Genomic DNA, 24103 nt, shown 5'->3' with positions numbered 1-24103 from the left:
ACTCCTTAAGGATTGAGTCACCTGGGCGTCTTGCTAAGTTCTGATGGTTGTGAACTCAGCGCCAGTGTGACAAGGTAGTAACAAATTGTAGGTACTGCTTACAACACTTTTACAGCCGCTTTTCAGCGCTTACCGAATTACAGGCAAGACCGCTATTCTAGCAAAAAAATCCTGCCAAGTCAGGGATTTACCTGTGGTCTGAGCTTGTTTTTCCGCATTCAGCGATAACTGCAGGGCAATCCTGGCCCTAGGAGCAGACAGACTGCCTGAAGCCAAACATCCAGCCAAGTCTTTTTCAGGCAGATTGGGCAAGGTTTCCCCCGCACCGGTTCTGGTGGTTCTAACTAGCGCAATTCCATGCTTTACCGCCGCAGCCAGGGGCTCCTTCCAGGCATCATGAAAGCCTCCCATGCCAGAGCCTGCAAGGACTAAGCCTTTTACCTTGGAGCTCAGCCAATGGGTAATAGTTTCTGGTCTAGCACCCGCATGACTCGTCAAAATCTCCACCCAAGGCCACTCACTCTCCTTGGGAATCGGCAAATCCTCCATCCAAAGGGCCTGCACTGCCTTTACACCTGATAGCCAGGAAGGATTAATCAACCCAACTGAACTGGTGGGTGATGCCTGGATGGGCGCATTCAGGGCGCTGCCGTGGCGTTTTGCCAGATCCATAGCCAAACAGCCCCTACCGTCCATTACGGCATAAATACCGCCAGGGCAGTTATCAATTGGGGTGGAAGCCCAGCGAAGTGCATCCAGCAAGTTAGAGGGGCCATCCGCCTTGGGCGCATTGGCAGGCAACATGGCACCAGTCAGAATAACTCTCTTGCCTAAATTTTGAGCATGTTTTCCGCAGGTGAGCTGCAAGAAGACGCCTGTCTCTTCAATCGTATCGGTTCCGTGAGTGACCACTACCCCCCTAACCAAGGTGTTATCAAGGGCTTCCTTCACTGTCTCACCTAATAGAGTCAATAAGGACTCAGTCAGGTTACGGCTATTGATGTTGGCAACCTGCCTTGAAACCAAGCTAATACCTTCAGGGACGGCAGATTGAATATGAGCAAGCAAAGAGGCAACTTCAACCTGGCCGGCTTCATATTGCATGGGATTGTCAGCTGGGCTCGCCGCCAGTCCGGCAATCGTGCCACCCATACCCAAAACCAGGATATGAGGTGCAGTTTCAGGGGTGTTTTGTTGTGAGCTCATACCCCATTATCCCCCTTAAATAGCTTGATCTATCAAATACTGCTGTATACAATCCCAGTATGGACATAAACACAGTCGATTTTCCGGAGGAGCTGACTGCCCTCCCCAAACTCACTCCACGTCAGAATGAGATTTTGGAGTTGATTACTAAAGCCATCGATGAGAGCGGCCTTCCACCTACTCGAGCCGAGATTGCTACACAACTGGGATTTGCCTCTGCCAATGCAGCTGAAGAACATCTGCGCGCACTAGCGAAAAAAGGTTATATCGAATTAACGCCAGGTACGTCACGCGGCATTCGCATTCCACAACGATTTAATCAATCGCACAACAGCAATAAATACCGTCAACTGTCTTTACCGTCAGGTGCTTTACAACAACTCACATTGCCATTAATCGGAAGAGTTGCTGCTGGTTCACCCATCATGGCTGTAGAGCACATAGAGAAACATGTTCCGATTGATCCAAGCTTATTTAGTAAAGGCGCTGATTACTTATTAAAAGTAAAAGGTATGAGCATGCGCGATGCAGGTATTTTGGACGGCGATTATTTGGCCGTTAGAAAAACAACTGAAGTGCGCAATGGTGACATTGTGGTCGCGCGTCTTGATGATGAAGTTACTGTGAAGCGTTGGCAGCAAAAGAAAACTGCCAATGGCATGGTTATCGAACTGCAAGCAGAGAACCCAGACTTCAAAAACATTTTGGTGGACGATCGTCAGCCCAATTTTGCGATTGAAGGACAGGCTGTTGGTTTGATTAGGGCTGAAGGACTATAAGCTAGAGCCCTGTAATACTGCCCCTTAAGCAAAAGGCCTCTTGTTAGAGGCCTTTTTTATTTACTACAGTTGCTTAATAAATCTACTTGCGAGTAGGAGCAACTACGTTGGCATTCTTTGGTGAAGAGGTCACGATGATGAGTGACTTCGGACCGCCAATAGAGCCATCAACGATTTCTACCGTAGCAGTTCTATCGCCTTTTGTGAAAACCAAAATACTGGTTTTTGCTTTCACTGCAGTTACTGTTGTCCAGCCACCTTTTGGATATTCCGATTGAAAGAACGCGTAAACATCAGTAGCACCTTGCAGAGCATTCACAACCGCTCTACCAACCCACTCATTGCCACGACCAATAATGATGGAGTCGGCGCCTGAGAGACGTGCACCTTGTGGCAGCGGCATGTCACCCAAAAGCTGAGTCTGCACTTCCGCAATTTCCTCTGCAGTACCAGTAGGAGAATCCCCTGAACTTGCGCATGCACCCAATAGTGTGGCCAAAAATAACGCGACGGTGCTGACTTTGAGGGTTTGAAGTGTGATCATTTGTTTTGTATTCGATTGAGGTAGTTGACGCTTTTTACTTACAGTAGTTAAAAGTATTTTAGGTGATGCACCTAATTCGTCAAGACAAATTACTGGAGGCGCGTGAGGGAATCGAACCCCCGTACGAAGCTTTGCAGGCTCCTGCCTAACCACTCGGCCAACGCGCCATAACTCTTGAATCAAAAATGGGAAGCTTTTTAGGGCTTCCCATCGAACTTGGAGCGGGAAAGGAGGTTCGAACTCCCGACCTATACCTTGGCAAGGTATCGCTCTACCAGCTGAGCTATTCCCGCATAACAGGGCAGTAGTTTAACAAACAATCTCCAAGAAAGCATTATTCCTTGTAAATCCTAATATTTAAGGGAATGCGAGTGCCTTGGAAAGCTTAACTGGCTGGGCTTTATAACGCTCAGTCGATTTTTCCAGCGAGCTGGGGTAAAGCCTTTTTCATGTAATAGAACATCGACCAAAGCGTTAAAAAAGAGGCAATCCAAATCAACCAAGTACCCGCTTGTGCGCAATTAAGCCAACCAAATAAGGTGTCATTGAGCAGTAAAAATGGAATAGCCACTAGTTGAGCGGTCGTTTTGAGCTTGCCCACCATATGAACTGCCACACTTTTTCCAGCGCCGAGCAAAGCCATCCACTCTCTTAAAGCGGAGATGGTTATTTCACGACCAATGATGATGAGCGCCACCCAAACTTGCACGCGATCCATATTCAAAAGAACCAACAATGCGGCCGCAACAATTAACTTATCCGCAACTGGGTCTAAGAACTGCCCAAATGCAGACTCTTGTTTTAAGCGACGCGCTAAGAAACCGTCCAACCAATCAGTAATCGCTGCAGAAATAAAAATGATTGCCGCAATCAGATTCCTCTCAAACGGAGTAAGCCAAGAATTGGGAAGATAAAACACCACCACCAATAGCGGGATGGCTGCAACACGCAACCAAGTTAAGGCGATGGGTAGATTAAATGGCATTGGACAAGCATAAACCAAGAAAGGTGAAATCGCCTAGTGAAGCTGGCGATAGATCTGCTCTGCGAGCGTTAAAGAGACTCCCTCGACGCTAGCGATCTCCTCAATACTGGCATTCGCAACGCCTTTAAGACCACCAAAGCGAGCCAGTAGCTTTTGACGTCGCTTCGCACCAATACCCTCGATCTCTTCCAAACGAGAAATCGTCCTCGCTTTAGCACGCTTAGCTCGCATGCCGGTAATGGCAAAGCGATGAGCCTCATCCCGTATCTGAGCAACCAAGAGCAAGGCCGCGCTATCAATACCCAACTCCAATGATTCACGTCCATCCGCAAAAATGAGGGTTTCTAGGCCAACCTTGCGCCCCTCACCTTTGGCAACACCAACAATCAATCCAATGTCCATACCAAACTCAGAGAGAACTTGTCTTGCCATTTCAACCTGACCTTTACCACCATCAATCAAAATCACTTGTGGAATTTTTTCTACTGGCAACTCTTGAAAATTGGCGTAACGTCTTTGCAAAACTTGACGCATGGCTGCGTAATCGTCACCCGGCGTGATGTCGTTAATATTGAAGCGTCGATACTCGCTCGACTGCATTGCATTCTTGGTATACACCACACAAGATGCTTGAGTTGCTTCACCAGAAGTATGGCTAATATCAAAGCATTCAATGCGCAACTGCTCCAGGCTTTCTAATTCAAGACTTAAGATATCAGCTAGTGCACGCGCTCTAGCCAACTGCCCACCCGTCTCTACTAAACGTTTAGTCAACGCAATCTTCGCATTACCCTCTGCCATCGCAAGCCAATGACGTCTTTGGCCTTGTGGTTGATGTAAGAAAGTAATTTTCCTGCCGGCCTGTGCATTTAGCAACTCATGCAAATCCTCAGGCGGAGATTCATTCAATTGAGTAAGCTCATCATTCGCCGATTGCAATGCATGGTTTAGAACCAATACCGGCGGAATTAAATTGCTAGTTGCTTCATCCGCATGCTCTTCCAAATAATGCTGAGTAATAAAGGCTTCCAATATCTCTGCAGGGGCTGGCAACTCTCCAGAGGTAGTGCGTAATCCTTTAGGGAAATAAGCTCTATCGCCTAAGTGACGTCCACCACGAACCATTGCCAAATTCACACAAACCATACCCTCCATTTGCGCAACCGCAATGATGTCTACGTCACCTTCGCCCTCCGCCACTGTGTCCATTGACTGCTGCTGCAAAACACTTGATAGGTCAGCTATACGATCGCGCAATACTGCCGCCATCTCAAACTCCATTGCCTCGCTATGCTTGTGCATTTCTTTTTCAAGCTCAGATAAAACCTGACTGTGATCACCCTCTAAAAACCGTGTTGCTTGAGCGACATCTTGCCCATATTGCTCAATACTCAAGCGGCCAACACAAGGAGCGCTACAGCGATGAATTTGATGCAATAGACAAGGTCGACTACGATTCTTAAAAACAGAGTCTTCACAAGTTCTTAGACGGAATACTTTTTGGAGTATCTGCACGCTATTGCGTACTGCCCAACTATTCGGGAATGGCCCAAAGTAATGATTGCGCTTATCTACTTTTCCACGGTATGAGGCTAACCTGGGGAATTGATGCCCCGTTAACATCACGTAGGGGTAAGACTTATCATCACGGAACAGAATATTAAATGGCGGAGCCAACTCTTTAATGAGATTGTTCTCTAGAATGAGGGCTTCTGTTTCGGTCCGTGTTACCGTTGTCTCATAGCGGGCAATTTTGCCCACCATCAGCTCAATACGCGGTGACAACTGCGTACGCTGAAAATAACTTGAGACACGCTTTTTAAGGTTACGAGCTTTGCCTACATACAGAATATGTCCCGCTTCATCAAAAAAGCGATATACCCCCGGCAATCCGGGTAGCCGTTTAACATCCTGCTGAAGGGTTTCGAAAAGCGAATTACTCATGCGTTGGGATATTTTCTGCCAAATCGTCGATAACTATGGTGATGCCGGTGTTTGCTGGCGCCTAGCCCGAAGCTTATCAAGCATTCATGGTCAAGAGGTCCGTATTTTTTGCGATGATCTGCCAATCCTTAATTTACTCGCTTCTGGCGCAGATCCTAAAGTTAAGCAAAAAATTGATATGCAGCTATGGGAAGCAAGTCATGTGAATGCCCGGCACCCAGTTCAAACGCCCGATGTGGTGGTTGAGGCTTTTGGGTGCGAGCTGCCAGAACGTTATTTAGCCGGCCTCTTTATTGCCCCGACCAAACCGATCATCATTAATTTGGAGTACCTGAGCGCAGAACCATGGGTCATCGATTTTCATGGGAAGGCTTCGCCTCAGTCTCATGGCATTCCGAAGTACTTCTTCTTTCCTGGATTTCAAGATGAGGTTGGCGGACTCTTGCTTGACCCCATACCAGCAGAAGGTCATCTCGTTGAAAAACAAATTCCCGCAGACCTCAAAAACACCTGGTCTCAGTTACGACCCAGAGCAAAGCGGATCAGCGTTTTCTGCTACCCAGGAGCGCCACTTAAAAAATGGCTAACTGACTTGGGGCGTCTTGGTGAAGATATTGATGTCCTTTTGGCGCACGGTCATGCCGAACAATTAAATCTCTACGGCGAGCAACCCATCGAACTTCCAGCAAACCTGAAATTGCTTTCTATGCCGTTTGTGTCTCAAGATGAATATGACTGGGTGCTATCGCAATGCGACATCAACATTGTGCGTGGTGAAGATTCTTTTGTAAGAGCCCAGCTTGCAGGAAAACCATTTATTTGGCATATCTACCCGCAAGAAGATCGTGCCCACGAAGTTAAATTAGCCGCTTTTTTGGACCTATATCTGGATGAGGCTAGTCAAGAATTAAGACTTGCCACGATCTCAGCGATGACCTGGGCAATGCCTAGCGAATGGTTTGATAGCTTAGGGGCCTGGAATGCGCATGCCAAGCACTGGCGTACCTGTTTACTTGAAAAACAAGCGGATGGTGGCTTGCCAGCGCGTTTAATCCGCTTTGTCGCTTAATCCCAAGCAATAAAGGCTGGCGGGCGGTTACAATCTTGATTTTGATAAAAACCGCAGAAAAATAGCTCTGCCCCCAGGAATAGCAAGATGAAAACAGCACAAGAACTCCGCGTTGGTAACGTAGTAATGATCGGTACTGATGCCCAGGTCGTTTTAAAGGCCGAATACAGCCGCTCTGGCCGCAACTCCTCTGTTGTGAAAATGAAATTCAAAAATTTGTTAACTGGTGCGCCAAACGAAGGCGTTTATAAAGCAGATGACAAGTTTGATGTTGTGATCCTCGACAAGAAAGAATGCACTTACTCTTATTTCGCAGATCCAATGTATGTATTTATGGATGGTGATTACAACCAATACGAAGTTGAAGCTGAGTTCATGGGTGATGCATTAAATTACCTCGAAGAAAGCATGCCATGCGAAGTAGTGTTCTACGAAGGTAAGGCGCTTTCAGTAGCGATGCCTAACTCATTGGTTCGTGAAATCATTTACACAGAGCCAGCTGTTAAAGGCGATACCAGCTCTGGAAAAGTATTGAAGAACGCAAAATTGGCAACTGGCTACGAATTGCAAGTTCCTTTGTTCTGCAATACTGGCGACAAAATCGAGATCGATACTCGCACAGGTGAATACCGTAGCCGCGCTAACTAATTAGCAAACTACAGATGTTAAAAAGCCCGGCATGCCGGGCTTTTTTATTGCTATAAATTAATTTGAGTTACTCAGCAATCAAACCCAACTGCGCCAGCAAACCTTTAGCGTGCTGGTACTGAGCTTCTTTTTGCAATTCATTCCAAGTCTGCGCCGAAGCTGATGGCATCAAACGGTTTAAACGTATTGCAGATTCAGATTGTTTAGCTTTTGAGACCTTGAGTTTGGAGAGCAATTGATCGGCAAGATCTGGACGATTGCAGATTAATACAGCATCGCAACCAGCCTCCAAGGCCATTTCAGCGCCCTTCACTACTGAACCAGCAACACTAGCACCTTCCATGGAAAGATCATCACTAAAGATCACGCCCTCAAAGCCTAATTCTTGACGCAGAATAGAATGGAGCCAAATCTTTGAAAAACCCGCTGGGTTCTTATCTACCTTTGGATAAATCACATGCGCTGGCATGACTGACGCCAAACTCAAATCGAGCCACTCATACGGCTTAGCATCGTCGCCCAAGATTTCTTTTAAGCTACGCTCATCAACTGGAATTGCCACATGTGAATCAGCCTCAGCCCAACCATGTCCTGGAAAGTGCTTGCCACAGTTAGCCATTCCTGCAAGACGCAAACCTTCATTCAAGCTTTTGGACAAAGCAAAGACTATTTGTGGATCTCGACTAAATGATCTATCGCCGATTACACCACTGCGCCCAAAATCCAAATCTAGCACCGGTGTAAAACTGAAATCAATACCGCAAGCACGTAACTCAGCAGCGAGCACATATCCACAGGCTGTTGCAGCAGCCATCGCAATAGCAGCAGATTCAGCGGGATGATTCGATTTGCTCTTTGCACCCCAAAGTTCACCGAGCTTACGCATCGCTGGCAAATGAGTGAATCCATCGGTCCTAGCGCGCTGCACTCGACCACCCTCATGATCAATTGAAATAAGGACATCGGGACGAAGCTTCTTAATGGCAGTAGTTAATTTCGTGAGTTGCTGACGGTTTGCATAGTTGCGACCAAATAAAATGACCCCGCCAGTCAGGGGGCGCAAAATGCGTCGACGATCCTCAGCATTTAACTCAAGACCAACTACATCTAAGGTAACTGGGCCAGGGGCCATCGTTGTCTTGCTCATTTCTTCCTCTATTTCAACTTTATTTTTTATTTACTTTTGAGTAACGATGACATGCGCAATCGCCATATCCTGCTCATCACTCACCGTAACATGCGCTTCCCAATTTTTCTCTTGCATAAACTGCGCTAGAGCACCCAAATAACTAGTCACTGGTTTGCCGCTAGGTTCATTTAAGGTTTGGAGTGAGCGCCAGGTCATCGGCATTCGCATCCCCAAACCAATTGCTTTTGAAAAGGCCTCTTTAGCCGCAAAACGCGTAGCCAAGAAAGAAATTCCACGCTTATGATTTCTGGCGAGGCGATGTTGAAATACCAACATCTCATCTGGCCCCAGAATTTTTTCTGCCAGGCGGCCATTAGTGCGATCGTAAGCAGCCTGTAAGCGCTCAATCTGCAAAATGTCAGTGCCGATACCGATGATCATATTTACTGTAATGGCTTTTTTGTTATTCGCTGTTATTAATACTTAAGCGCTGGCTCTACCCTGAACCATCAGCGCTTTCATATCATTAATTGCCTTTTGCCAACCTTTGAACAAGGCCTCCGCAACAATAGCGTGACCAATATTGAGTTCAGATAATTCCTTGATAGCAGCGATGGGTTTCACATTGCCCTCATGCAAACCATGACCAGCATTGACTCTCAAGCCGATACTCTTTCCAAAAATCGCAGATTTACGAATGCGCTCTAGTTCTTTGGCCTGCTCGGCACCCGATACATCAGCGTAACGTCCGGTATGCAACTCCACCACTGTGGCACCAACATCTTTAGCTGCCTGAATTTGCTTCTCTTCTGGATCAATAAATAAAGATACTCGGATACCAGCATCGATTAGTTTCTTGGTAGCAGCCTTCACCGCCTCGAAGTGACCAAGAACATCTAGGCCACCTTCTGTTGTAACTTCTTCACGCTTTTCAGGCACTAAACACACATCGTGTGGCTTAACCTTGCAGGCAATATCAATCATCTCTGGCGTTACTGCGCACTCTAAGTTCATGCGGGTTTTGATGAGCGGGCGAAGCGCCAGCAAGTCCGCATCTTTAATATGACGACGGTCCTCACGCAAATGCAAGGTAATAAGATCAGCACCAGCTTCCTCAGCTAAAGCAGCTGCCCTTAGCGGATCAGGATAGGCCGTGCCTCGCGCATTACGCAAAGTGGCGACGTGGTCAATATTGATGCCCAGTTCAAGGCTTGGATGGCTGCTCATCTCTGTAGATTACTAGATTTTCTTCAAATCAATCAAAATTTGGCGGGTAGTCAAAACCTGGTCCTGCAAGTGCAAGCCAAGCAAAAAGCGCATTAACTGCTTACTTTCAGAAAGCGTCTCGGGATCTGAAAAATCCCCAACCGCAATTGCCAACAGTGATTTTCCAGTAAGGACGGGCCAATGCCCTGGGTCATCGACTTGCACAGGGCGCACACCGCGCTCAGGCTGATACACATATTGCTCATGAGCTAGGGGTACTTCATTGGTTTCAACACAACAATCCAAGGCCGCCGCGTAACCCGTTTCCTGCAAGAGGGATAGCTCAAAGGGGCGTAGGATTTCTTCTAAGCCCTTGGATTCAAACTCCAGATTGGATAAGGCATTAATTGTTTCAGCGTAGCGATCATAGAGTTTTTCGTAATCATCCTCACGAGCCAAGAACTTCACAAGCAATTCATTGAGATAGAAACCGCAGAGCAATGCATCACCCACTAAAGAAGGCATACCGCCGACCCACTCTGACTTTGTTAAGGTGCGCAATTCAGATTTACCACTCCAAGATACTAGGAGCGGCTGAAAGCGTTGCAATACAGGGCGTAACGTAGAGTGTGGACGTTTAGCACCCTTTGCAATTAGGGCCATGCGGCCATACTGCCGAGTAAATACATCCAGAATTAAGCTGGTTTCTTTATAGGGGATGCTGTGCAATACAAAAGCAGGTTCGTCAGCAACACGAATCGAGGCCATTAAATTTATTCCAGCCCTTGCGCCCGTAGTTCAGCACGATCATCTGCCCAGCCGCGCTTCACTTTGACCCAAGTCTCTAAAAAGACTTTGCCATCAAAAAGCTTTTCCATGTCGATGCGGGCATCAGTGGAAATCTTTTTAAGACGCTCACCTTTTTGCCCGATGATCATCGCCTTATGACTATCGCGATCCACCAAGATAGTTGCCGCAATACGGCGCATCTTGCCATCCATCTTAAATTGGTCAATTACTACTGTGCTGGTGTAAGGCAACTCCTCACCAGTAAAGCGGAATACTTTTTCTCGCAGAATCTCAGCAGCCAAGAAGCGCTCACTACGATCGGTGATGGTGTCACCATCATAGACTGCTGGCGCCTCAGGCAGATACCCTTCAAGCACATCTAACAATCTTTCGATATCGCCAGGACTCTTAGCGCTCATCGGCACGATTTCAGAAAACTCACATTTCTGATCTTCATGCCCACCTAATTCACACCAAGGGCGAGCCATGTCTTTAATAAAGCTGAGTAATGCCTGGTCGCGCTCCGATGGAGTCTGAAAGCGACTATTAAACAAATCCAACTTGTTTAAAACGAGCACTACAGGCAAATCATCTGGCAATAACTTCAATACCTTTTTGTCGTCTTCACCAAAGTAACCGGCCTCAACTACAAAGCACGCCACATTGACGTCTTGCAAAGCTGTAGTGACAGTACGGTTCAATGCCTTATTTAAGGTATTCATCAGACGCGTCTGAAAGCCAGGCGTATCGATAAAAATAAATTGCGCTTCTTCGCGGTTCTGAATACCCAATATACGGTGACGTGTCGTTTGCGCTTTACGAGAAGTAATACTGATCTTCTGGCCGACTAATGCATTCAGAAGAGTTGATTTACCCATATTAGGACGCCCAACAATGGCGATGGTGCCGCATCTAAACACGATTAGCCCTTCAGCTTAAGATTGAACTGCTCTTCGGTCGCCTCTTTTTTTGCTGCCTTCTTTTTGGCTGACCGAGTCTTCTTGGGTTTACGAGATTCCTGTGGGAGCGCCTTAAGCATCGCAATTAAGGCTTGCTTAGCAGCCGCTTGCTCAGCAGCACGACGCGATGCACCCTCACCCTTTACCGCCACCTTATGGCTCGGAATTAAGCACTCCACTTCAAACTGCTGATTATGAGCAGCCCCAGTAGTACCAGTAACGTTGTAGGTTGGCAAAGGTAATTGATAACCCTGTAAACACTCTTGCAAGAGCGTCTTGTCGTCTTTACCCAAAGTTTTAGGATCAACATTAGCCAAGATAATGGAATACAGCTTACGTAAGCTTGCTTTGGCCGCCTCAAAACCACCATCCATGAAGATGGCACCAGTGACAGCCTCTAAGGTATCAGCGAGGATGGAGGGGCGACGAAATCCCCCGCTCTTGAGTTCGCCTTCACCTAAGCGCAGATAATCCGATAGCGATAAAGCTTGGGCAATTTCATATAAAGCTTGTTGCTTTACTAAATTTGCTCGTACCCGTGAGAGGTCACCTTCATCCAAATCTGAATAGCGCTCATAGAGCATCTCAGCAACAACGCAGTTGAGAATGGAATCGCCCAAAAACTCAAGTCGTTCATTATTTTTTTTGCTGTGACTACGGTGAGTCAGGGCTTGATTGAGTAGCTCTGACTTCTTGAAGGTATAACCAAGTCGCTCTTGCAGCGGTCCAGTTTCGATAACGGCGCGCGCGTTCATGATCTTTACTCGAATCCGCCTATACGGCCAAGATTGCCGAGGTTGAGCCAAACGAAGAAGGCTTTACCAACAATGTTTTTATCTGGCACAAAACCCCAATAACGAGAGTCTGCACTGTTATCGCGGTTATCACCCATGGCAAAGTAATGTCCTGCAGGCACCTTGCAAGTCACACCAGACTGCTGGTACTGACAAAATTCAGAACCCGGAAAACGCTCTGTCGGAAATACCGTAGGCGGACGATCGGGATCATTGAGGATCTCATGACGATTACCACCCAAGTCTGCTGGGAAGGTTTCGGTGAAACGCTTGGCGTAACGCATATTCTCAGGATCAAGATAGGGCTCGCCGCCGCTGTATTGCAAAGGCTGACCATTAATTGTCAGACGCTTATTTTCATAAGTAATTTCATCACCAGGCAAAGCTACGATACGCTTGATGTAGTCCACCGACTCATCACGTGGGTAACGGAACACGACGACATCGCCACGCTTAGGAGAACCTAAATCGATCACCTTTTGATTAATCACCGGCAAACGGATTCCATAGGTAAATTTATTTACCAAAATGAAGTCACCGATCTGCAAAGTCGGAATCATAGAGCCAGAAGGAATCTTAAATGGCTCAGCAATAAAGGAGCGCAACACAAATACAGCGCAAATGACTGGGAAGAAACCAGCGGTGTACTCAAGCCACAAAGGCATACGGTCGTTACCAGCCAAACGTCTTTGTGGAGCAAAGTGCAATTTGTCAGCAACCCAAGCGATTCCAGAAACAATCACTAAGATGAAAAGGACTAGGGCAAAGTTCATTAATCTTCCACCTGCAGAATAGCCAAGAAGGCTTCTTGTGGAATCTCTACGTTACCCACTTGCTTCATACGCTTCTTACCTTCTTTTTGCTTCTCTAATAACTTACGTTTACGAGAGATGTCACCGCCGTAGCACTTAGCCAATACGTTCTTACGCAATGCCTTCACGTTCTCACGAGCAACGATATTGCTACCAATTGCCGCCTGAATGGCCACATCAAACATTTGACGTGGAATAATTCCACGCATCTTCGCAACCACTTCGCGCCCACGATGTTGACTATTGCTACGGTGAACAATCACGGAGAGCGCATCTACTCGCTCGCTATTAATCAAAATATCGACCTTCACAACGTCTGCTGGGCGATATTCTTTGAACTCGTAATCCATTGAGGCATAGCCTCGTGAGATGGATTTCATTTTGTCAAAGAAGTCCAAAACAATCTCTGCCATCGGCAACTCATAAGTGAGTTTGACCTGACGACCAAGGTAATTCATATCCATCTGAATACCGCGCTTACCAACACACAAGGTAATGATCGCGCCCACATACTCTTGGGGCATATAAAGGTTCACCGTCACGATAGGCTCAAGAATCGTATTGATCTTGCTAGCCTCAGGCATCTTCGACGGATTGTCTACAGAAATAATGGTGCCGTCTGACTGCTCTACCTGATACACCACCGTTGGAGCGGTAGTGATGAGATTCATGCCATATTGACGCTCTAAGCGCTCTTGCACAATCTCCATGTGCAGCAAACCCAAGAAGCCGCAACGGAATCCAAATCCAAGCGCTTGTGATACCTCTGGCTCATATAAGAGTGATGCGTCATTGAGCTGCAGCTTCTCTAAAGATTCACGCAACTGATCGTATTCGCTAGACTCAACAGGGTATAAACCAGCAAACACTTGTGGCTTAACCTCTTTAAAACCAGGCAATGGCTCGGCAGCAGGAACTCGCCCTTGCTGCCCAGGAGAATGCGTAACAGTGTCGCCAACCTTGGCCGCTTTTAATTCTTTAATACCCGCAATCACAAAGCCCACTTGACCTGCAGATAATTCTGGGCGATCTACTGACTTTGGACTAAATACACCTACGTGCTCAACTAAATGGCTCGAACCATTAGCCATCAAGGTAATTTTATCTTTTGGCTTTAATGTACCGTTCACAACGCGCACCAGCATGACAACACCAACGTAATTATCAAACCAGGAGTCAATAATCAACGCTTGCAATGGATCAGTAGCATTACCCGTTGGCGGAGGCACTCTGGCGATCATTTCTTCGATTACATCGGCAACGCCTAAGCCAGTCTTGGCCGAGCAGGTTACTGCTTCAGACGCATCAATACCAATCACATCTTCAATTTCTTTTTTAGCGCGATCGGGATCAGCTTGCGGCAAGTCAATCTTATTAAGTACTGGCACAACCTCAACACCCAACTCAAGTGCCATGTAACAGTTCGCAACTGTTTGCGCTTCAACGCCCTGGCTGGCATCCACTACTAACAGTGCACCTTCACAAGCGGACAATGAGCGACTCACCTCATATGAGAAGTCAACGTGCCCCGGGGTATCGATGAGATTGAGGTTGTAAATCTTGCCGTCTTTGGCTTTGTAATTTAAAGCTGCTGTTTGCGCTTTAATGGTGATGCCACGTTCACGCTCAATATCCATTGAATCGAGAACTTGAGCTTCCATTTCGCGATCGGAGAGACCGCCGCAGAGTTGAATAATGCGATCAGCAAGCGTCGATTTGCCGTGATCGATATGGGCGATGATAGAAAAATTGCGGATTAAATCCATAGCGTCTTAATTGGTCATTCAAAAAACGCCTTGTCAGAACGCACCACGATGATGCGCTGCAAAAAGTCGTCTTAAAGTGATTGTAATGGGTGGCGCCCAAAAGGCGCCAAACCCCATTATTTGGCCCAAAATGGGGTTATTTTGGTCTTACAGGGACTACCAAAGTGCTGTCAGCACGGCGTATAAAGACCGGAACAGCCTTATTGGCATCTAGACCCTTAACTAGGGCCTCAAACTGTTTAACACCCGTAATATCGGCATCAGCAACCCGAATAATGACGTCTCCCGGCCGAATTCCGGCTCTGGCCAAAGGACCTTCACCTAGACCGGTAACCTCAACCCCGCCCTTGATATTCAGATCCTTCTTTTTGGGGTCCGATAGCTCGCTGACAGAAACCCCAAGAGCATTTGCACTGTCTCCTTTTGCGGCTGGTGCATCTGGCTTTTTAGCCGCCTGAGTGGATTCAGTATCGGTAACGGTAACCGTTAAATCACGAGTGCCACCCTTACGCCAAACCTGCACTGGTACTGAAGTGCCTGGCTTGGTTTCACCAACCACTCTTGGCAAGTCAGTTGATTTAGAAATATCACGACCATTAAAGCTCAAAATGACATCACCCGCTTCAATTCCACCAGCAGCCGCAGGACCACCCGGTTCAACGTTGCGAACATAGGCACCGCGAGGCTTACCTAAACCTAAACTCTCAGCCACTTCCTTAGTCATCTCACCCAAAGCAACACCAATACGACCGCGCGTCATTTTTCCATTCGTGCGCAGCTGATCCGCAACGCGCATTGCTTCATCAATAGGGATTGCAAAGGAGATCCCCATATAGCCACCAGAGCGACTAAATATTTGGGAGTTAATACCAATGACTTGACCAGCCGTATTTAAAAGTGGTCCGCCAGAATTACCCGGATTAACAGCAACGTCTGTTTGAATAAACGGTAGGTAGTCACCAGTATCACGACTCTTAGCTGACACGATACCTGCAGTGACAGTGTTCTCAAGGCCAAACGGGGAACCAATCGCTAGAACCCACTCGCCCACTCGTACCTTAGACGAATCGCCTAAAGGCAACTTTGGTAAATCACGCGCTTCAATTTTGACAACCGCTACATCAGTACGCTTATCCATACCAAGCAACTTTGCTTTGAACTCACGCTTATCCGTCAGAGTGACATAGATAGTAGTGGCGCCTTCAACTACGTGTGCGTTTGTCAGAATCAATCCATTAGATTCAATAATGAAACCGGAGCCAACACCACGATCTGCTTCTTGTGGTTTACCAGGATTTGGTTGCGCTTGCTTAGGTCCGTTTGGCATGCCAGGAATAGGTACGCCAAAGAAACGGCGGAAGAATTCTGCTTGGTCTTCAGGCATCCCGGGAATACCACCCTGAGCCTGCTGCACTACAACTTTTTCAGTCGTGCGAATATTCACAACAGCTGGACTAGCGCGCTCAACCAAATCCGCAAAGTCCGGAATCGTGACGCGAGGATTTTGGGCAGAAGCGGATGGAATAAATGCGAGTTGCCCAAGACTAAAGAAAGCCAAGAGCGCAATTGAGTACTTTTTCATAATGCTATAGACCTACTTGGTGAAAACCAACAATGAAGATATGAAGAATATTAGGTCAATTTACCGAAAATCAAGGTACCGTTAGTACCCCCAAAGCCAAAGTTGTTTTTGACTGCATGGTCAATCTTCACATCCCTAGCGGTGTTGGCGCAGTAGTCCAAGTCACACTCAGGGTCTTGATTGAAGATATTGATGGTAGGTGGCGATTTTTGGTTATGGAGGGCCAAAATCGTGAATACAGACTCCAAGCCGCCAGCGCCACCCAAAAGGTGCCCAGTCATAGACTTGGTAGAGTTAATTAAAGTCTTCTTAGCGTGGTCACCAAGAGCCGCCTTAATAGCGCCAGTTTCATTCTTGTCACCCAAAGGTGTTGAGGTGCCGTGCGCATTAATGTATTGAATCTGATCTGCGTTTAAGCCTGCATCACGCATGGCGTTAACCATACAACGACGCGGACCATCCATATTTGGTGCAGTCATATGATATGCATCACCACTCATGCCAAACCCAAGCAACTCACAATAAATTTTTGCGCCGCGTGCTTTAGCATGTTCGTATTCTTCGAGCACTACAACACCAGCACCCTCACCCAGAACAAAACCATCGCGGTCTTTATCCCAAGGACGTGATGCGGTTGCAGGATCATCATTGCGAGTTGAGAGCGCTCTTGCTGAAGCAAAACCGCCAACACCTAATGCAGAGATAGTTGATTCAGCACCACCAGCAACCATCACATCTGCATCGCCATACTGAATTAAGCGCGCAGCTAAACCGATGCTGTGCAATCCAGTTGTACACGCAGTTACTGCAGCAACGTTTGGACCTTTAAGACCAAACAAAATACTGAGGTGACCGGAGATCATATTGATGATGGAACCCGGAACAAAGAATGGTGAGATACGACGTGGGCCGCGAGCCAATAGCTCAGCGCCTGTTTCCTCAATCATTGGCAGGCCGCCGATACCGGAACCAACCATGACACCAACGCGCTCGGCGTTTTGTTCGGTGATTTCTAAACCGCTGTCGCGAATCGCTTGCGTACCAGCAGCAATACCGTAATGGATAAAGGTATCCATATGGCGCGCTTCTTTGGCAGAAACATATTCTTCGACATTGAAATCTTTCACCTCTCCAGCGAAATGAACGCTAAGCGGAGTGTGGTCAAACTTCGTGATGGTAGCAATGCCTGATTTGCCCGCGAGCAAATTAGACCAAGCTACATCAACTGAATTACCAACAGGTGAGATGAGACCAAGGCCGGTAACTACTACCCGGCGTCGGCCATTTGATACTGACACAGTGTTACCTAGGCTAGGGAATTAACCCTGAGCTTTTGATTTAGCGAAGTCGATCGCGAGTTGAACTGTGGTGATCTTTTCAGCTTCCTCATCAGGAATTTCGATGCCGAATTCATCTTCCAAAGCCATAACCAGTTCAACAGTGTCAAGAGAGTCAGCGCCCAAGTCGTTCACGAAAGAAGATTCATTCTTGATCTCTCCTTCTGCGACGCCTAATTGCTCAGCGACGATTTTCTTAACGCGTTGTTCGATGTTGTCCATTAATTTCCCCAGGGGTTGTAAAAACGATGAAAGGATTTTATCAGTTTGGCGGACCGAATTAGCAAATTCGCCTAAAAATGACCAAATCCTTGCTTTGCCGTTAGGCTAAATAGAGTCCGCCATTGACGTGTAGGGTATTACCCGTAATGTATCCAGCCGCTGGAGAAGCCAAAAATGCTACCGCCTGGGCCACATCTTCAGGACTACCTAAGCGCGCCAAAGGAATGTTCACTTTTAGGGCATTTTGCTGCTCTTCGCTTAAGGCGCGAGTCATATCGGTATCGATAAATCCAGGAGCTACGCAGTTAACGGTGATATTACGGCTGCCGATTTCGCGTGCCAGCGCACGAGTCATGCCAGAAACACCCGCTTTTGCAGCAGCATAGTTTGCCTGACCAGGATTGCCCATATGGCCAACGATGGAGGTGATGTTAATAATGCGGCCACCACGTGCCTTCATCATCGGACGCATCACTGCTTGTGAAAGACGGAAAACAGAACTGAGGTTCGTATCAATCACATCAGTCCACTCTTCGGATTTCATCCGCATTGCTAAGCTATCACGAGTGATGCCGGCGTTATTCACCAGAATATTGATGCCGCCATATTCTTTAACGATCAAATCAATAATTTCTTCGCAAGCGTTAGGCGCAGTCACATTCAATACTTTGCCTGCACCACCAGAAGCTTTCAGACGATCATCAATCGCTTTTGCGCCACTTTCTGAAGTAGCCGTACCAATAACTTTTGCACCACACTTCACTAATTCATCTGCGATTGCCTGACCAATACCCCTTGAGGCACCGGTTACCAAGGCAATTTGCCCGCTTAAGTCGAGATTCATATTTGTCTTCCGTCTTTTATTTCTTTAAATTTTTTATCTGGATTTTATTTAAAGCTTGCTAGAACTTCGTTCAAACTAGCCTCATCAAATACTGGCACACCAGTCAATTGATCGTTGATACGCTTGGTCAAGCCGGCCAATACTTTGCCAGGCCCACACTCCACCACTTGAGTAATACCTTGAAAGGCCATAGCCTGGATTGTTTCTTGCCAACGCACAGGCTTAGCAGCTTGACGCACTAAAGCATCTTTAATTGCTGCTGGATCATTCAAGATTTCGACATCTACGTTATTGATCACAGAGATAGTCGGCGCTTTGAATTCAATATTCGCTAAATAGCCTTTGAGTTTTTCAGAGGCCGGTTGCAATAAAGAAGAATGGAATGGTGCGGATACCGGTAGTGGCAATGCCCGTTTTGCGCCAGCAGCCTTTAACAATTCACAAGCTTTAGTAACGGCATCACTTGAGCCAGCAATCACTACCTGACCAGGTGCATTGAAATTCACAGCTTCAACAACGCCACCAGATGCTGCGCTTGCTTCAGCACACACTGTAATTACGGTTGCGTCATCTAAACCCAGAATGGCAGCCATACCGCCCGTACCAACTGGTACGGCGCTTTGCATTGCCTCAGCACGAAAACGCACCAATGGCACTGCATCTTGAAAAGAAATTACACCTGATGCAACCAAAGCAGAGTACTCACCCAGGCTATGACCAGCCATCACCTTCGGGATCGGGCCACCAGCAGCAAGCCACGCACGATAAAAAGCAACAGCAGCAGTCAACATCACCGGCTGCGTATTCGTAGTTAATGACAAAGCCTCAGCAGGGCCTTCAGCAATGAGCTTTGCAACGTCTTCACCTAAGGCTTCAGAAGCCTCTTGCAATGTTGCACGGACTTCTGGACGCTCCGAAATGGAGTTGAGCATGCCAACTGATTGAGAACCTTGACCTGGGAATACAAATGCAAATGTCATGTGATGAGTTCGCTAGATAAAGAAATTAAAAAATAAAAATAGTGAATTACTTGTATGACTCGTGGCCTATGGGCTATTAATACTTAATAGCTACTGCACCCCAAGCAAATCCGCCACCAACACCTTCCAATAAAAGATGCTGTCCGCGCTTGATCTGTCCAGAGCGCACCCCTGAATCTAATGCCAATGGGATTGATGCTGCAGAAGTATTGCCATGTTCATGAACGGTAACGATCACCTTATCCATGGACATACCCATTTTCTTGGCTGTACCTTCCATGATGCGAATGTTTGCTTGATGTGGAACCAACCAATCAATCTGCTCTGGCTTGAGATTCGCCTTGGCAAGGGCTTCGTGAGCTACTTGCTCTAAAACTTTTACCGCCAATTTAAATACCGCTTGACCGTCCATTGTCATAAATGGAGAACCATGAACTTCGCCATTACCAGCACGACCGGGTACGCACAAAATATCGCGCTGACTTCCGTCTGCATGTAATGCAGTCGACAGAATGCCGGCCTCTTTAGAGGCTTCGAGTACAACTGCTCCAGCGCCATCACCAAACAAGACGCAAGTCCCGCGGTCTTGGAAATTCAGAATGCGGGAAAAAGTTTCAGCGCCGATCACCAGTACCTTCTTGTAAGTTCCCGAGCGAATAAAGGCATCTGCAATAGCCAGTGCATATGTAAAGCCTGCGCAAACCGCCTGCACATCAAAAGCTGCGCAAGAAGTATGCGCACCCAATTTATCCTGCACGACACACGCTGTACTTGGAAAACCACCCAAATGATCTGGTGTAGAGGTGGCTAAGATGATGAGATCTAAATCAGAAGAGCTAATACCTGCGCTATCAAGAGCAGCTTGTGCGGCCTTTACAGCCAAATCGCTGGTGAGCTCATTCTCAGCTGCAAAGTGACGCGCAGAAATACCGCTACGCGTTTTAATCCACTCATCACTGGTCTCTAAGCCGGTTTTGGCGAGACGCTCCACTAGATCCTGATTGGTTAGGCGTAACTCCGGAAGATAGCTTCCAGTGCCCGCTACTCTTGCAAAAATACTCATACTTTTGTCTCCACCACAAAGGCTGCAGCAATGCGTTCAACCATGCGGTTCTTCGCCGCTTCATAGGCTCGATCCAAGGCAAAGCCAAATGCAAAGCGATCTGCAGAACCATGACTCTTAATGACGCAGCCACGTAAACCTAACAATACCGCACCGTTATAACGGCGATGATCAACGCGCTTACGAACCCTGAGTAATGGCACCATGGCGCAAACTGCCATCAACTTAGTAAGCCATGAGCGATTAAATTCTTCACGAATCAAGCCACTCATCATTTTGGCTAAACCTTCGCTAGCCTTCAAAACGACATTGCCCACAAAACCATCGCACACCACGATATCCGTCGTGCCTTTGAAAATATCATTGCCTTCTACGTTGCCGTAAAAGTTTAAAGAGGTTTGACGCAGTAACTCACCGGTTTGTTTAACCACTTCATTGCCTTTAATCACTTCCTCACCAATATTGAGAAGGCCAATTGAAGGATTTGGTTTGCCGTCCACTACTTGCACCATCACGTTTGCCATCTGCGCAAACTGCACCAAGTGCATTGGCTCACAGTCAGCATTCGCACCGAGATCCAGCATAGTAGTGCCGCGCCCTAGTTCATTAGGGATGGCAGTAGCAATCGCAGGACGATCAACACCTTCAAGCGTTTTGAGAATGTAGCGAGAGATCGCCATGAGTGCGCCAGTATTGCCAGAAGAGATGACTGCATCAGCAGCACCTTCTTTAACTCGCTCGATTGCAACGCGCATGGAAGAATCTTTTTTGCGACGCAAAGCAACCTCAATGGGATCATCCATCAAGACAACTTCAGTTGCGGGAATAATTTGAATGCGCTCCATCGGAGCTTTAGGAGATTTACTCAAAACTTGTTTGATTAAATCAGGATCGCCAACTAGGGCGATCTTCACATCAGCGTGTTTTTCTAAAAAATCGCAGGCAGCTGGAACCGTCACGACGACTCCATGATCTCCGCCCATGGCATCAATAGCGAGAGTAACGCTCATAAGCTCATTGATTGCTGCAAGTGATTTATCCAAGAAAAAAGCGGCTTTTAGTGGAGCCGCTTCTATCTGTTTAGACTAAAAAATTAGTCGTTTTTAGTTTTAACAACTTTACGACCACGATAGTAGCCGTTAGGTGAAATGTGGTGGCGCAAATGAGCCTCACCAGTTGTGGCTTCAACAGCCGTAGCAGGTGCGGTCAAGAAGTCGTGCGCACGGTGCATGCCACGTTTGGAAGGTGATTTTTTGTTTTGTTGAACGGCCATATTGAACTCCTAAGCAAGGCGATATTCTAGCATGGAAAAGCACCTAAATGCTTGATTTGTTGACAAAACATACCTAAAACAACAACTGAAATAAAACTGTCAATTTCAGTTTTTCTTCATATTTTTCAATATGTTAAAGGGATTTTCACGCTCATTTGAGACATCTTCCGCGCCCTCATCGCCAAAGGTAGATGCATGGGGCTCACAAAATCCATCGGGATGCTTCGGAATCAAGGGTAGGGACAGCAAAATCTCGTCCTCAATGGTTTCCAGGAGGTTGAAATGCTGATTTACCACCAAAGGCTCTAGCTCCTCATCCTCAAGAGGGAAGGAATCCGCCTCTTCATCGGTCAAAACCAGGATAAATCGACGTTTTTCATCCAAATCAATAGCGCAATCTTGTAAACAGCGTTGGCAGACCAGGTTTAGACGTCCATTTAGGCCTAAATCCAGAACTTGATGGGGATCACTGCCGGGAGAATCTTCAAAATGGGTCTGAACTGACCAATCAAAACCATCACCCGGATTGATGGTTGAAGCTTCCTCAGCCACTCTGGGCATATCCGGGATACCTAAAAAACCAGCACCCTTATAAGATTGGGGGGCACAAAAATCTACCCTCTTTAAAGCGCTGGGCTCGGAAGATAGTTCGACTTGAGGTAAAACTTGATTACGATTCATAGCATCAGTCTAAATGAAGCCGCGGCAGTAAGCATAGAAGAAAGCACAGAACACGATGAGTAGTTTCCAAAACCCGCCCCTGATTCTGGGGTCTACATCCAAATATCGCCGTGAACTTTTGGAACGTCTACGCATTCCTTTTGAAGTCGTCTCCCCGAAAGTGGATGAGACACCACTCACCGGCGAGAGTACGCGTGATTTGGCACTTCGCCTTGCACACGCTAAAGCAGCAGCAGTTGCCAAACAACATCCGGATGCTTGGGTGATTGGCTCTGATCAGGTTGCCGATCTTTGTGGCGCAGCGATTGGCAAGCCGGGTGATTTTGAAAGAGCGCTAGCGCAGCTACAACTCATGCGCGGTCAAACAGCCACCTTTCAAACGGCCCTGTGTTTGATGAAGGGTGACATTCAAACCACTTTGTGTATACCGACTGAAGTCACTTTTCGCAAACTACCAGACAGCGTTTTGGAAGCCTACTTACTTGCTGAAGAGCCTTATGATTGTGCCGGTAGCGCCAAATCTGAAGGCCTAGGCATCAGCCTGCTAGAGTCAATCAAAAGTGATGATCCAACCGCTTTAATTGGCTTACCGCTCATTGCCTTAACAGGCTTATTGCGCGATGCTGGTTTTGCAATTCCATCCAAAGCCTAAAGCAATAAATAAACAAAATAGAATCACTAGAAAATAATTTATGACTAAGCTCGGCACCCTGTATTTGGTACCCAACACGTTGGGTGATGACGGTCGTGTAGAGCAATTGCCATGGGTGCTGCCATCTGAAACGATTACACAATCGGCTAAGTTAAAACATTGGATTGTGGAAGATGCTAAAACAGCACGCGCCCTCTTAAAAGCAATCGATTCCGTTTCTCCATTAGCCTGCACGATTCAAGAAATGCGAATGAGTGAATGGCGTGGTGCTGCACGTAACGCTAAGTATGGTGATGCGGTGAAACCTGCTGATTTGCTCAAGCCTCTACTTGCTGGAAACGATATGGGTTTGATGTCTGAAGCGGGAGTGCCTGGAGTTGCGGATCCTGGTGCAGAGTTAGTACTAGCGGCCCACAAGCTAGGTGCCAGGGTCAAACCACTGGTTGGCCCTAGCTCTATTTTGTTAGGGCTGATGGCAAGTGGGCTCAACGGTCAACGCTTTGCATTTCAGGGTTACTTGCCTCATGACACTCATGAACGCACAGCCAAACTCAAACAGCTCGAAGTTGAATCTCGTAAGTTACAACAAACTCAAATTTGGATTGAGACTCCTTATCGCAATACCGCCATGCTGATGGCATGCATCAACTCATTGGCGCCCCAAAGCTTGCTTTGCCTAGGAGTGGATCTGAGTCTGTCATCAGAAATGATCACAACACTATCTATTGCTGATTGGCGCAAATGCTACCCGAATGAAGCTGCGTGCGCCTCATTACAAAATAGGCCAACAGTATTTCTACTATTAGCCTAAATTTGTTACTGTTCTAGTTTTGTCTTTT

26 protein-coding genes and 2 tRNA genes are annotated in these 24103 nt (G+C 47.0%); 5 read left to right on the top strand and 23 right to left on the bottom strand.

Features of this window, described 5'->3' with window-relative positions; all coding sequences use genetic code 11:
• Window positions 1-129: 129 nt before the first annotated feature.
• A complete protein-coding gene (locus tag ICN18_RS04920; protein WP_216189339.1) occupies window positions 130-1206 on the bottom strand; it encodes an asparaginase in 1077 nt (358 codons plus the stop codon).
• Window positions 1207-1265: 59 nt separating this feature from the next.
• Here ICN18_RS04920 and lexA point away from each other — a divergent pair, with 59 nt between their 5' ends.
• On the top strand, window positions 1266-1985 hold the full coding sequence (gene lexA / locus ICN18_RS04915; RefSeq protein WP_216151775.1) for a transcriptional repressor LexA: 720 nt from the start codon (window positions 1266-1268) through the stop codon (window positions 1983-1985).
• Between the two features lie 82 nt (window positions 1986-2067).
• Here lexA and ICN18_RS04910 read toward each other — a convergent pair whose 3' ends face one another.
• From ICN18_RS04910 to uvrC, 5 genes are all read right to left on the bottom strand, one after another.
• Window positions 2068-2529: a hypothetical protein gene (locus tag ICN18_RS04910; protein ID WP_216189338.1), complete on the bottom strand. Its 462-nt coding sequence runs from the start codon at window positions 2527-2529 to the stop codon at window positions 2068-2070.
• 93 nt (window positions 2530-2622) lie between these two features.
• Window positions 2623-2696: transfer RNA gene (locus tag ICN18_RS04905), tRNA-Cys, on the bottom strand.
• Between the two features lie 50 nt (window positions 2697-2746).
• Window positions 2747-2822: transfer RNA gene (locus tag ICN18_RS04900), tRNA-Gly, on the bottom strand.
• Window positions 2823-2938: 116 nt separating this feature from the next.
• Window positions 2939-3514 (bottom strand): CDP-diacylglycerol--glycerol-3-phosphate 3-phosphatidyltransferase, encoded by a 576-nt coding sequence (pgsA, locus tag ICN18_RS04895; protein WP_216189337.1) that lies wholly within the window; start codon window positions 3512-3514, stop codon window positions 2939-2941.
• A 33-nt stretch (window positions 3515-3547) separates the two neighbouring features.
• The gene (gene uvrC / locus ICN18_RS04890; RefSeq protein WP_216189336.1) at window positions 3548-5458 is read right to left on the bottom strand and encodes an excinuclease ABC subunit UvrC; all 1911 of its coding nucleotides are present in this window, start codon (window positions 5456-5458) and stop codon (window positions 3548-3550) included.
• Between uvrC and earP the strand changes: the two genes are divergently transcribed.
• Together earP and efp are read left to right on the top strand one after the other, a co-directional pair.
• Window positions 5457-6527 (top strand): elongation factor P maturation arginine rhamnosyltransferase EarP, encoded by a 1071-nt coding sequence (gene earP / locus ICN18_RS04885; protein WP_216189335.1) that lies wholly within the window; start codon window positions 5457-5459, stop codon window positions 6525-6527. The genes uvrC and earP overlap by 2 nt on opposite strands.
• 87 nt (window positions 6528-6614) lie before the next feature.
• The gene (gene efp, locus ICN18_RS04880; protein WP_012357464.1) at window positions 6615-7175 is read left to right on the top strand and encodes an elongation factor P; all 561 of its coding nucleotides are present in this window, start codon (window positions 6615-6617) and stop codon (window positions 7173-7175) included.
• Between the two features lie 67 nt (window positions 7176-7242).
• Here efp and nagZ read toward each other — a convergent pair whose 3' ends face one another.
• The 17 genes from nagZ to ICN18_RS04795 all read right to left on the bottom strand — a co-directional run bounded on the left by nagZ (window position 7243) and on the right by ICN18_RS04795 (window position 22612).
• Complete coding sequence (nagZ, locus tag ICN18_RS04875) at window positions 7243-8322, bottom strand: beta-N-acetylhexosaminidase (RefSeq protein WP_216189334.1); 1080 nt, start codon at window positions 8320-8322, stop codon at window positions 7243-7245.
• Window positions 8323-8352: 30 nt separating this feature from the next.
• Window positions 8353-8745 (bottom strand): holo-ACP synthase, encoded by a 393-nt coding sequence (gene acpS / locus ICN18_RS04870; RefSeq protein WP_216189333.1) that lies wholly within the window; start codon window positions 8743-8745, stop codon window positions 8353-8355.
• 42 nt (window positions 8746-8787) lie between these two features.
• Window positions 8788-9531, bottom strand: a complete 744-nt coding sequence (pdxJ, locus tag ICN18_RS04865; protein ID WP_216189332.1) for a pyridoxine 5'-phosphate synthase — start codon at window positions 9529-9531, stop codon at window positions 8788-8790.
• 12 nt (window positions 9532-9543) lie between these two features.
• A complete protein-coding gene (gene recO, locus ICN18_RS04860) occupies window positions 9544-10278 on the bottom strand; it encodes a DNA repair protein RecO (protein ID WP_216189331.1) in 735 nt (244 codons plus the stop codon).
• Window positions 10279-10283: 5 nt separating this feature from the next.
• Entirely contained in the window at window positions 10284-11177 is an 894-nt protein-coding gene (gene era, locus ICN18_RS04855; protein WP_216859990.1) for a GTPase Era, read from the bottom strand.
• A 44-nt stretch (window positions 11178-11221) separates the two neighbouring features.
• Window positions 11222-12013 (bottom strand): ribonuclease III, encoded by a 792-nt coding sequence (gene rnc, locus ICN18_RS04850; protein WP_216189329.1) that lies wholly within the window; start codon window positions 12011-12013, stop codon window positions 11222-11224.
• A 5-nt stretch (window positions 12014-12018) separates the two neighbouring features.
• On the bottom strand, window positions 12019-12825 hold the full coding sequence (gene lepB, locus ICN18_RS04845; protein ID WP_216189328.1) for a signal peptidase I: 807 nt from the start codon (window positions 12823-12825) through the stop codon (window positions 12019-12021).
• Window positions 12825-14630 carry a translation elongation factor 4 gene (gene lepA / locus ICN18_RS04840; RefSeq protein ID WP_216189327.1) on the bottom strand — a complete coding sequence of 602 codons (1806 nt, stop codon included), beginning with the start codon at window positions 14628-14630 and terminating at the stop codon, window positions 12825-12827. The genes lepB and lepA overlap by 1 nt, the downstream gene beginning before the upstream one ends.
• A 136-nt stretch (window positions 14631-14766) precedes the next feature.
• Window positions 14767-16212, bottom strand: a complete 1446-nt coding sequence (locus tag ICN18_RS04835) for a DegQ family serine endoprotease (RefSeq protein ID WP_216189326.1) — start codon at window positions 16210-16212, stop codon at window positions 14767-14769.
• A gap of 50 nt (window positions 16213-16262) precedes the next feature.
• Window positions 16263-17510 carry a beta-ketoacyl-ACP synthase II gene (gene fabF / locus ICN18_RS04830; protein WP_215392174.1) on the bottom strand — a complete coding sequence of 416 codons (1248 nt, stop codon included), beginning with the start codon at window positions 17508-17510 and terminating at the stop codon, window positions 16263-16265.
• A gap of 21 nt (window positions 17511-17531) precedes the next feature.
• Window positions 17532-17771, bottom strand: coding sequence for an acyl carrier protein (gene acpP, locus ICN18_RS04825; protein ID WP_215361078.1), 240 nt, complete (start codon window positions 17769-17771; stop codon window positions 17532-17534).
• A gap of 100 nt (window positions 17772-17871) precedes the next feature.
• Window positions 17872-18615, bottom strand: coding sequence for a 3-oxoacyl-ACP reductase FabG (fabG, locus tag ICN18_RS04820; RefSeq protein ID WP_216189325.1), 744 nt, complete (start codon window positions 18613-18615; stop codon window positions 17872-17874).
• A gap of 44 nt (window positions 18616-18659) precedes the next feature.
• Complete coding sequence (fabD, locus tag ICN18_RS04815) at window positions 18660-19595, bottom strand: ACP S-malonyltransferase (RefSeq protein ID WP_216189324.1); 936 nt, start codon at window positions 19593-19595, stop codon at window positions 18660-18662.
• A gap of 76 nt (window positions 19596-19671) precedes the next feature.
• Window positions 19672-20658, bottom strand: coding sequence for a beta-ketoacyl-ACP synthase III (locus tag ICN18_RS04810; protein WP_216859966.1), 987 nt, complete (start codon window positions 20656-20658; stop codon window positions 19672-19674).
• Window positions 20655-21668, bottom strand: coding sequence for a phosphate acyltransferase PlsX (gene plsX, locus ICN18_RS04805; protein ID WP_216189323.1), 1014 nt, complete (start codon window positions 21666-21668; stop codon window positions 20655-20657). Before plsX ends, ICN18_RS04810 begins: the two co-directional genes overlap by 4 nt.
• Before the next feature lie 83 nt (window positions 21669-21751).
• Window positions 21752-21931: a 50S ribosomal protein L32 gene (rpmF, locus tag ICN18_RS04800; RefSeq protein ID WP_011902241.1), complete on the bottom strand. Its 180-nt coding sequence runs from the start codon at window positions 21929-21931 to the stop codon at window positions 21752-21754.
• Window positions 21932-22036: 105 nt separating this feature from the next.
• Window positions 22037-22612, bottom strand: a complete 576-nt coding sequence (locus tag ICN18_RS04795; protein WP_216189322.1) for a YceD family protein — start codon at window positions 22610-22612, stop codon at window positions 22037-22039.
• Between the two features lie 55 nt (window positions 22613-22667).
• Here ICN18_RS04795 and ICN18_RS04790 point away from each other — a divergent pair, with 55 nt between their 5' ends.
• Both ICN18_RS04790 and ICN18_RS04785 read left to right on the top strand, forming a co-directional pair.
• Complete coding sequence (locus ICN18_RS04790; RefSeq protein ID WP_216189321.1) at window positions 22668-23264, top strand: Maf family nucleotide pyrophosphatase; 597 nt, start codon at window positions 22668-22670, stop codon at window positions 23262-23264.
• Between the two features lie 40 nt (window positions 23265-23304).
• Window positions 23305-24075: an SAM-dependent methyltransferase gene (locus ICN18_RS04785; protein WP_216189320.1), complete on the top strand. Its 771-nt coding sequence runs from the start codon at window positions 23305-23307 to the stop codon at window positions 24073-24075.
• Window positions 24076-24103: the final 28 nt, after the last annotated feature.

It is taken from the genome of Polynucleobacter parvulilacunae, from assembly GCF_018881715.1.
In the GTDB taxonomy this organism is placed as follows: Bacteria; Pseudomonadota; Gammaproteobacteria; order Burkholderiales; family Burkholderiaceae; genus Polynucleobacter; species Polynucleobacter parvulilacunae.
The sequence above is the reverse complement of the archived record's forward strand: the minus strand, read 5'-3'. Positions and strand labels throughout refer to the sequence as shown.

Coding starts and splice junctions, on each gene's coding strand:
- ICN18_RS04920 (WP_216189339.1), bottom strand. CDS start 1,206: ATGAGCTCACAACAAAACACCCCTGAAACTGCACCTCATATCCTGGTT.
- lexA (WP_216151775.1), top strand. CDS start 1,266: ATGGACATAAACACAGTCGATTTTCCGGAGGAGCTGACTGCCCTCCCC.
- ICN18_RS04910 (WP_216189338.1), bottom strand. CDS start 2,529: ATGATCACACTTCAAACCCTCAAAGTCAGCACCGTCGCGTTATTTTTG.
- pgsA (WP_216189337.1), bottom strand. CDS start 3,514: ATGCCATTTAATCTACCCATCGCCTTAACTTGGTTGCGTGTTGCAGCC.
- earP (WP_216189335.1), top strand. CDS start 5,457: ATGCGTTGGGATATTTTCTGCCAAATCGTCGATAACTATGGTGATGCC.
- uvrC (WP_216189336.1), bottom strand. CDS start 5,458: ATGAGTAATTCGCTTTTCGAAACCCTTCAGCAGGATGTTAAACGGCTA.
- efp (WP_012357464.1), top strand. CDS start 6,615: ATGAAAACAGCACAAGAACTCCGCGTTGGTAACGTAGTAATGATCGGT.
- nagZ (WP_216189334.1), bottom strand. CDS start 8,322: ATGAGCAAGACAACGATGGCCCCTGGCCCAGTTACCTTAGATGTAGTT.
- acpS (WP_216189333.1), bottom strand. CDS start 8,745: ATGATCATCGGTATCGGCACTGACATTTTGCAGATTGAGCGCTTACAG.
- pdxJ (WP_216189332.1), bottom strand. CDS start 9,531: ATGAGCAGCCATCCAAGCCTTGAACTGGGCATCAATATTGACCACGTC.
- recO (WP_216189331.1), bottom strand. CDS start 10,278: ATGGCCTCGATTCGTGTTGCTGACGAACCTGCTTTTGTATTGCACAGC.
- era (WP_216859990.1), bottom strand. CDS start 11,177: ATGGGTAAATCAACTCTTCTGAATGCATTAGTCGGCCAGAAGATCAGT.
- rnc (WP_216189329.1), bottom strand. CDS start 12,013: ATGAACGCGCGCGCCGTTATCGAAACTGGACCGCTGCAAGAGCGACTT.
- lepB (WP_216189328.1), bottom strand. CDS start 12,825: ATGAACTTTGCCCTAGTCCTTTTCATCTTAGTGATTGTTTCTGGAATC.
- lepA (WP_216189327.1), bottom strand. CDS start 14,630: ATGGATTTAATCCGCAATTTTTCTATCATCGCCCATATCGATCACGGC.
- ICN18_RS04835 (WP_216189326.1), bottom strand. CDS start 16,212: ATGAAAAAGTACTCAATTGCGCTCTTGGCTTTCTTTAGTCTTGGGCAA.
- acpP (WP_215361078.1), bottom strand. CDS start 17,771: ATGGACAACATCGAACAACGCGTTAAGAAAATCGTCGCTGAGCAATTA.
- fabG (WP_216189325.1), bottom strand. CDS start 18,615: ATGAATCTCGACTTAAGCGGGCAAATTGCCTTGGTAACCGGTGCCTCA.
- fabD (WP_216189324.1), bottom strand. CDS start 19,595: ATGACATTTGCATTTGTATTCCCAGGTCAAGGTTCTCAATCAGTTGGC.
- ICN18_RS04810 (WP_216859966.1), bottom strand. CDS start 20,658: ATGAGTATTTTTGCAAGAGTAGCGGGCACTGGAAGCTATCTTCCGGAG.
- plsX (WP_216189323.1), bottom strand. CDS start 21,668: ATGAGCGTTACTCTCGCTATTGATGCCATGGGCGGAGATCATGGAGTC.
- rpmF (WP_011902241.1), bottom strand. CDS start 21,931: ATGGCCGTTCAACAAAACAAAAAATCACCTTCCAAACGTGGCATGCAC.
- ICN18_RS04795 (WP_216189322.1), bottom strand. CDS start 22,612: ATGAATCGTAATCAAGTTTTACCTCAAGTCGAACTATCTTCCGAGCCC.
- ICN18_RS04790 (WP_216189321.1), top strand. CDS start 22,668: ATGAGTAGTTTCCAAAACCCGCCCCTGATTCTGGGGTCTACATCCAAA.
- ICN18_RS04785 (WP_216189320.1), top strand. CDS start 23,305: ATGACTAAGCTCGGCACCCTGTATTTGGTACCCAACACGTTGGGTGAT.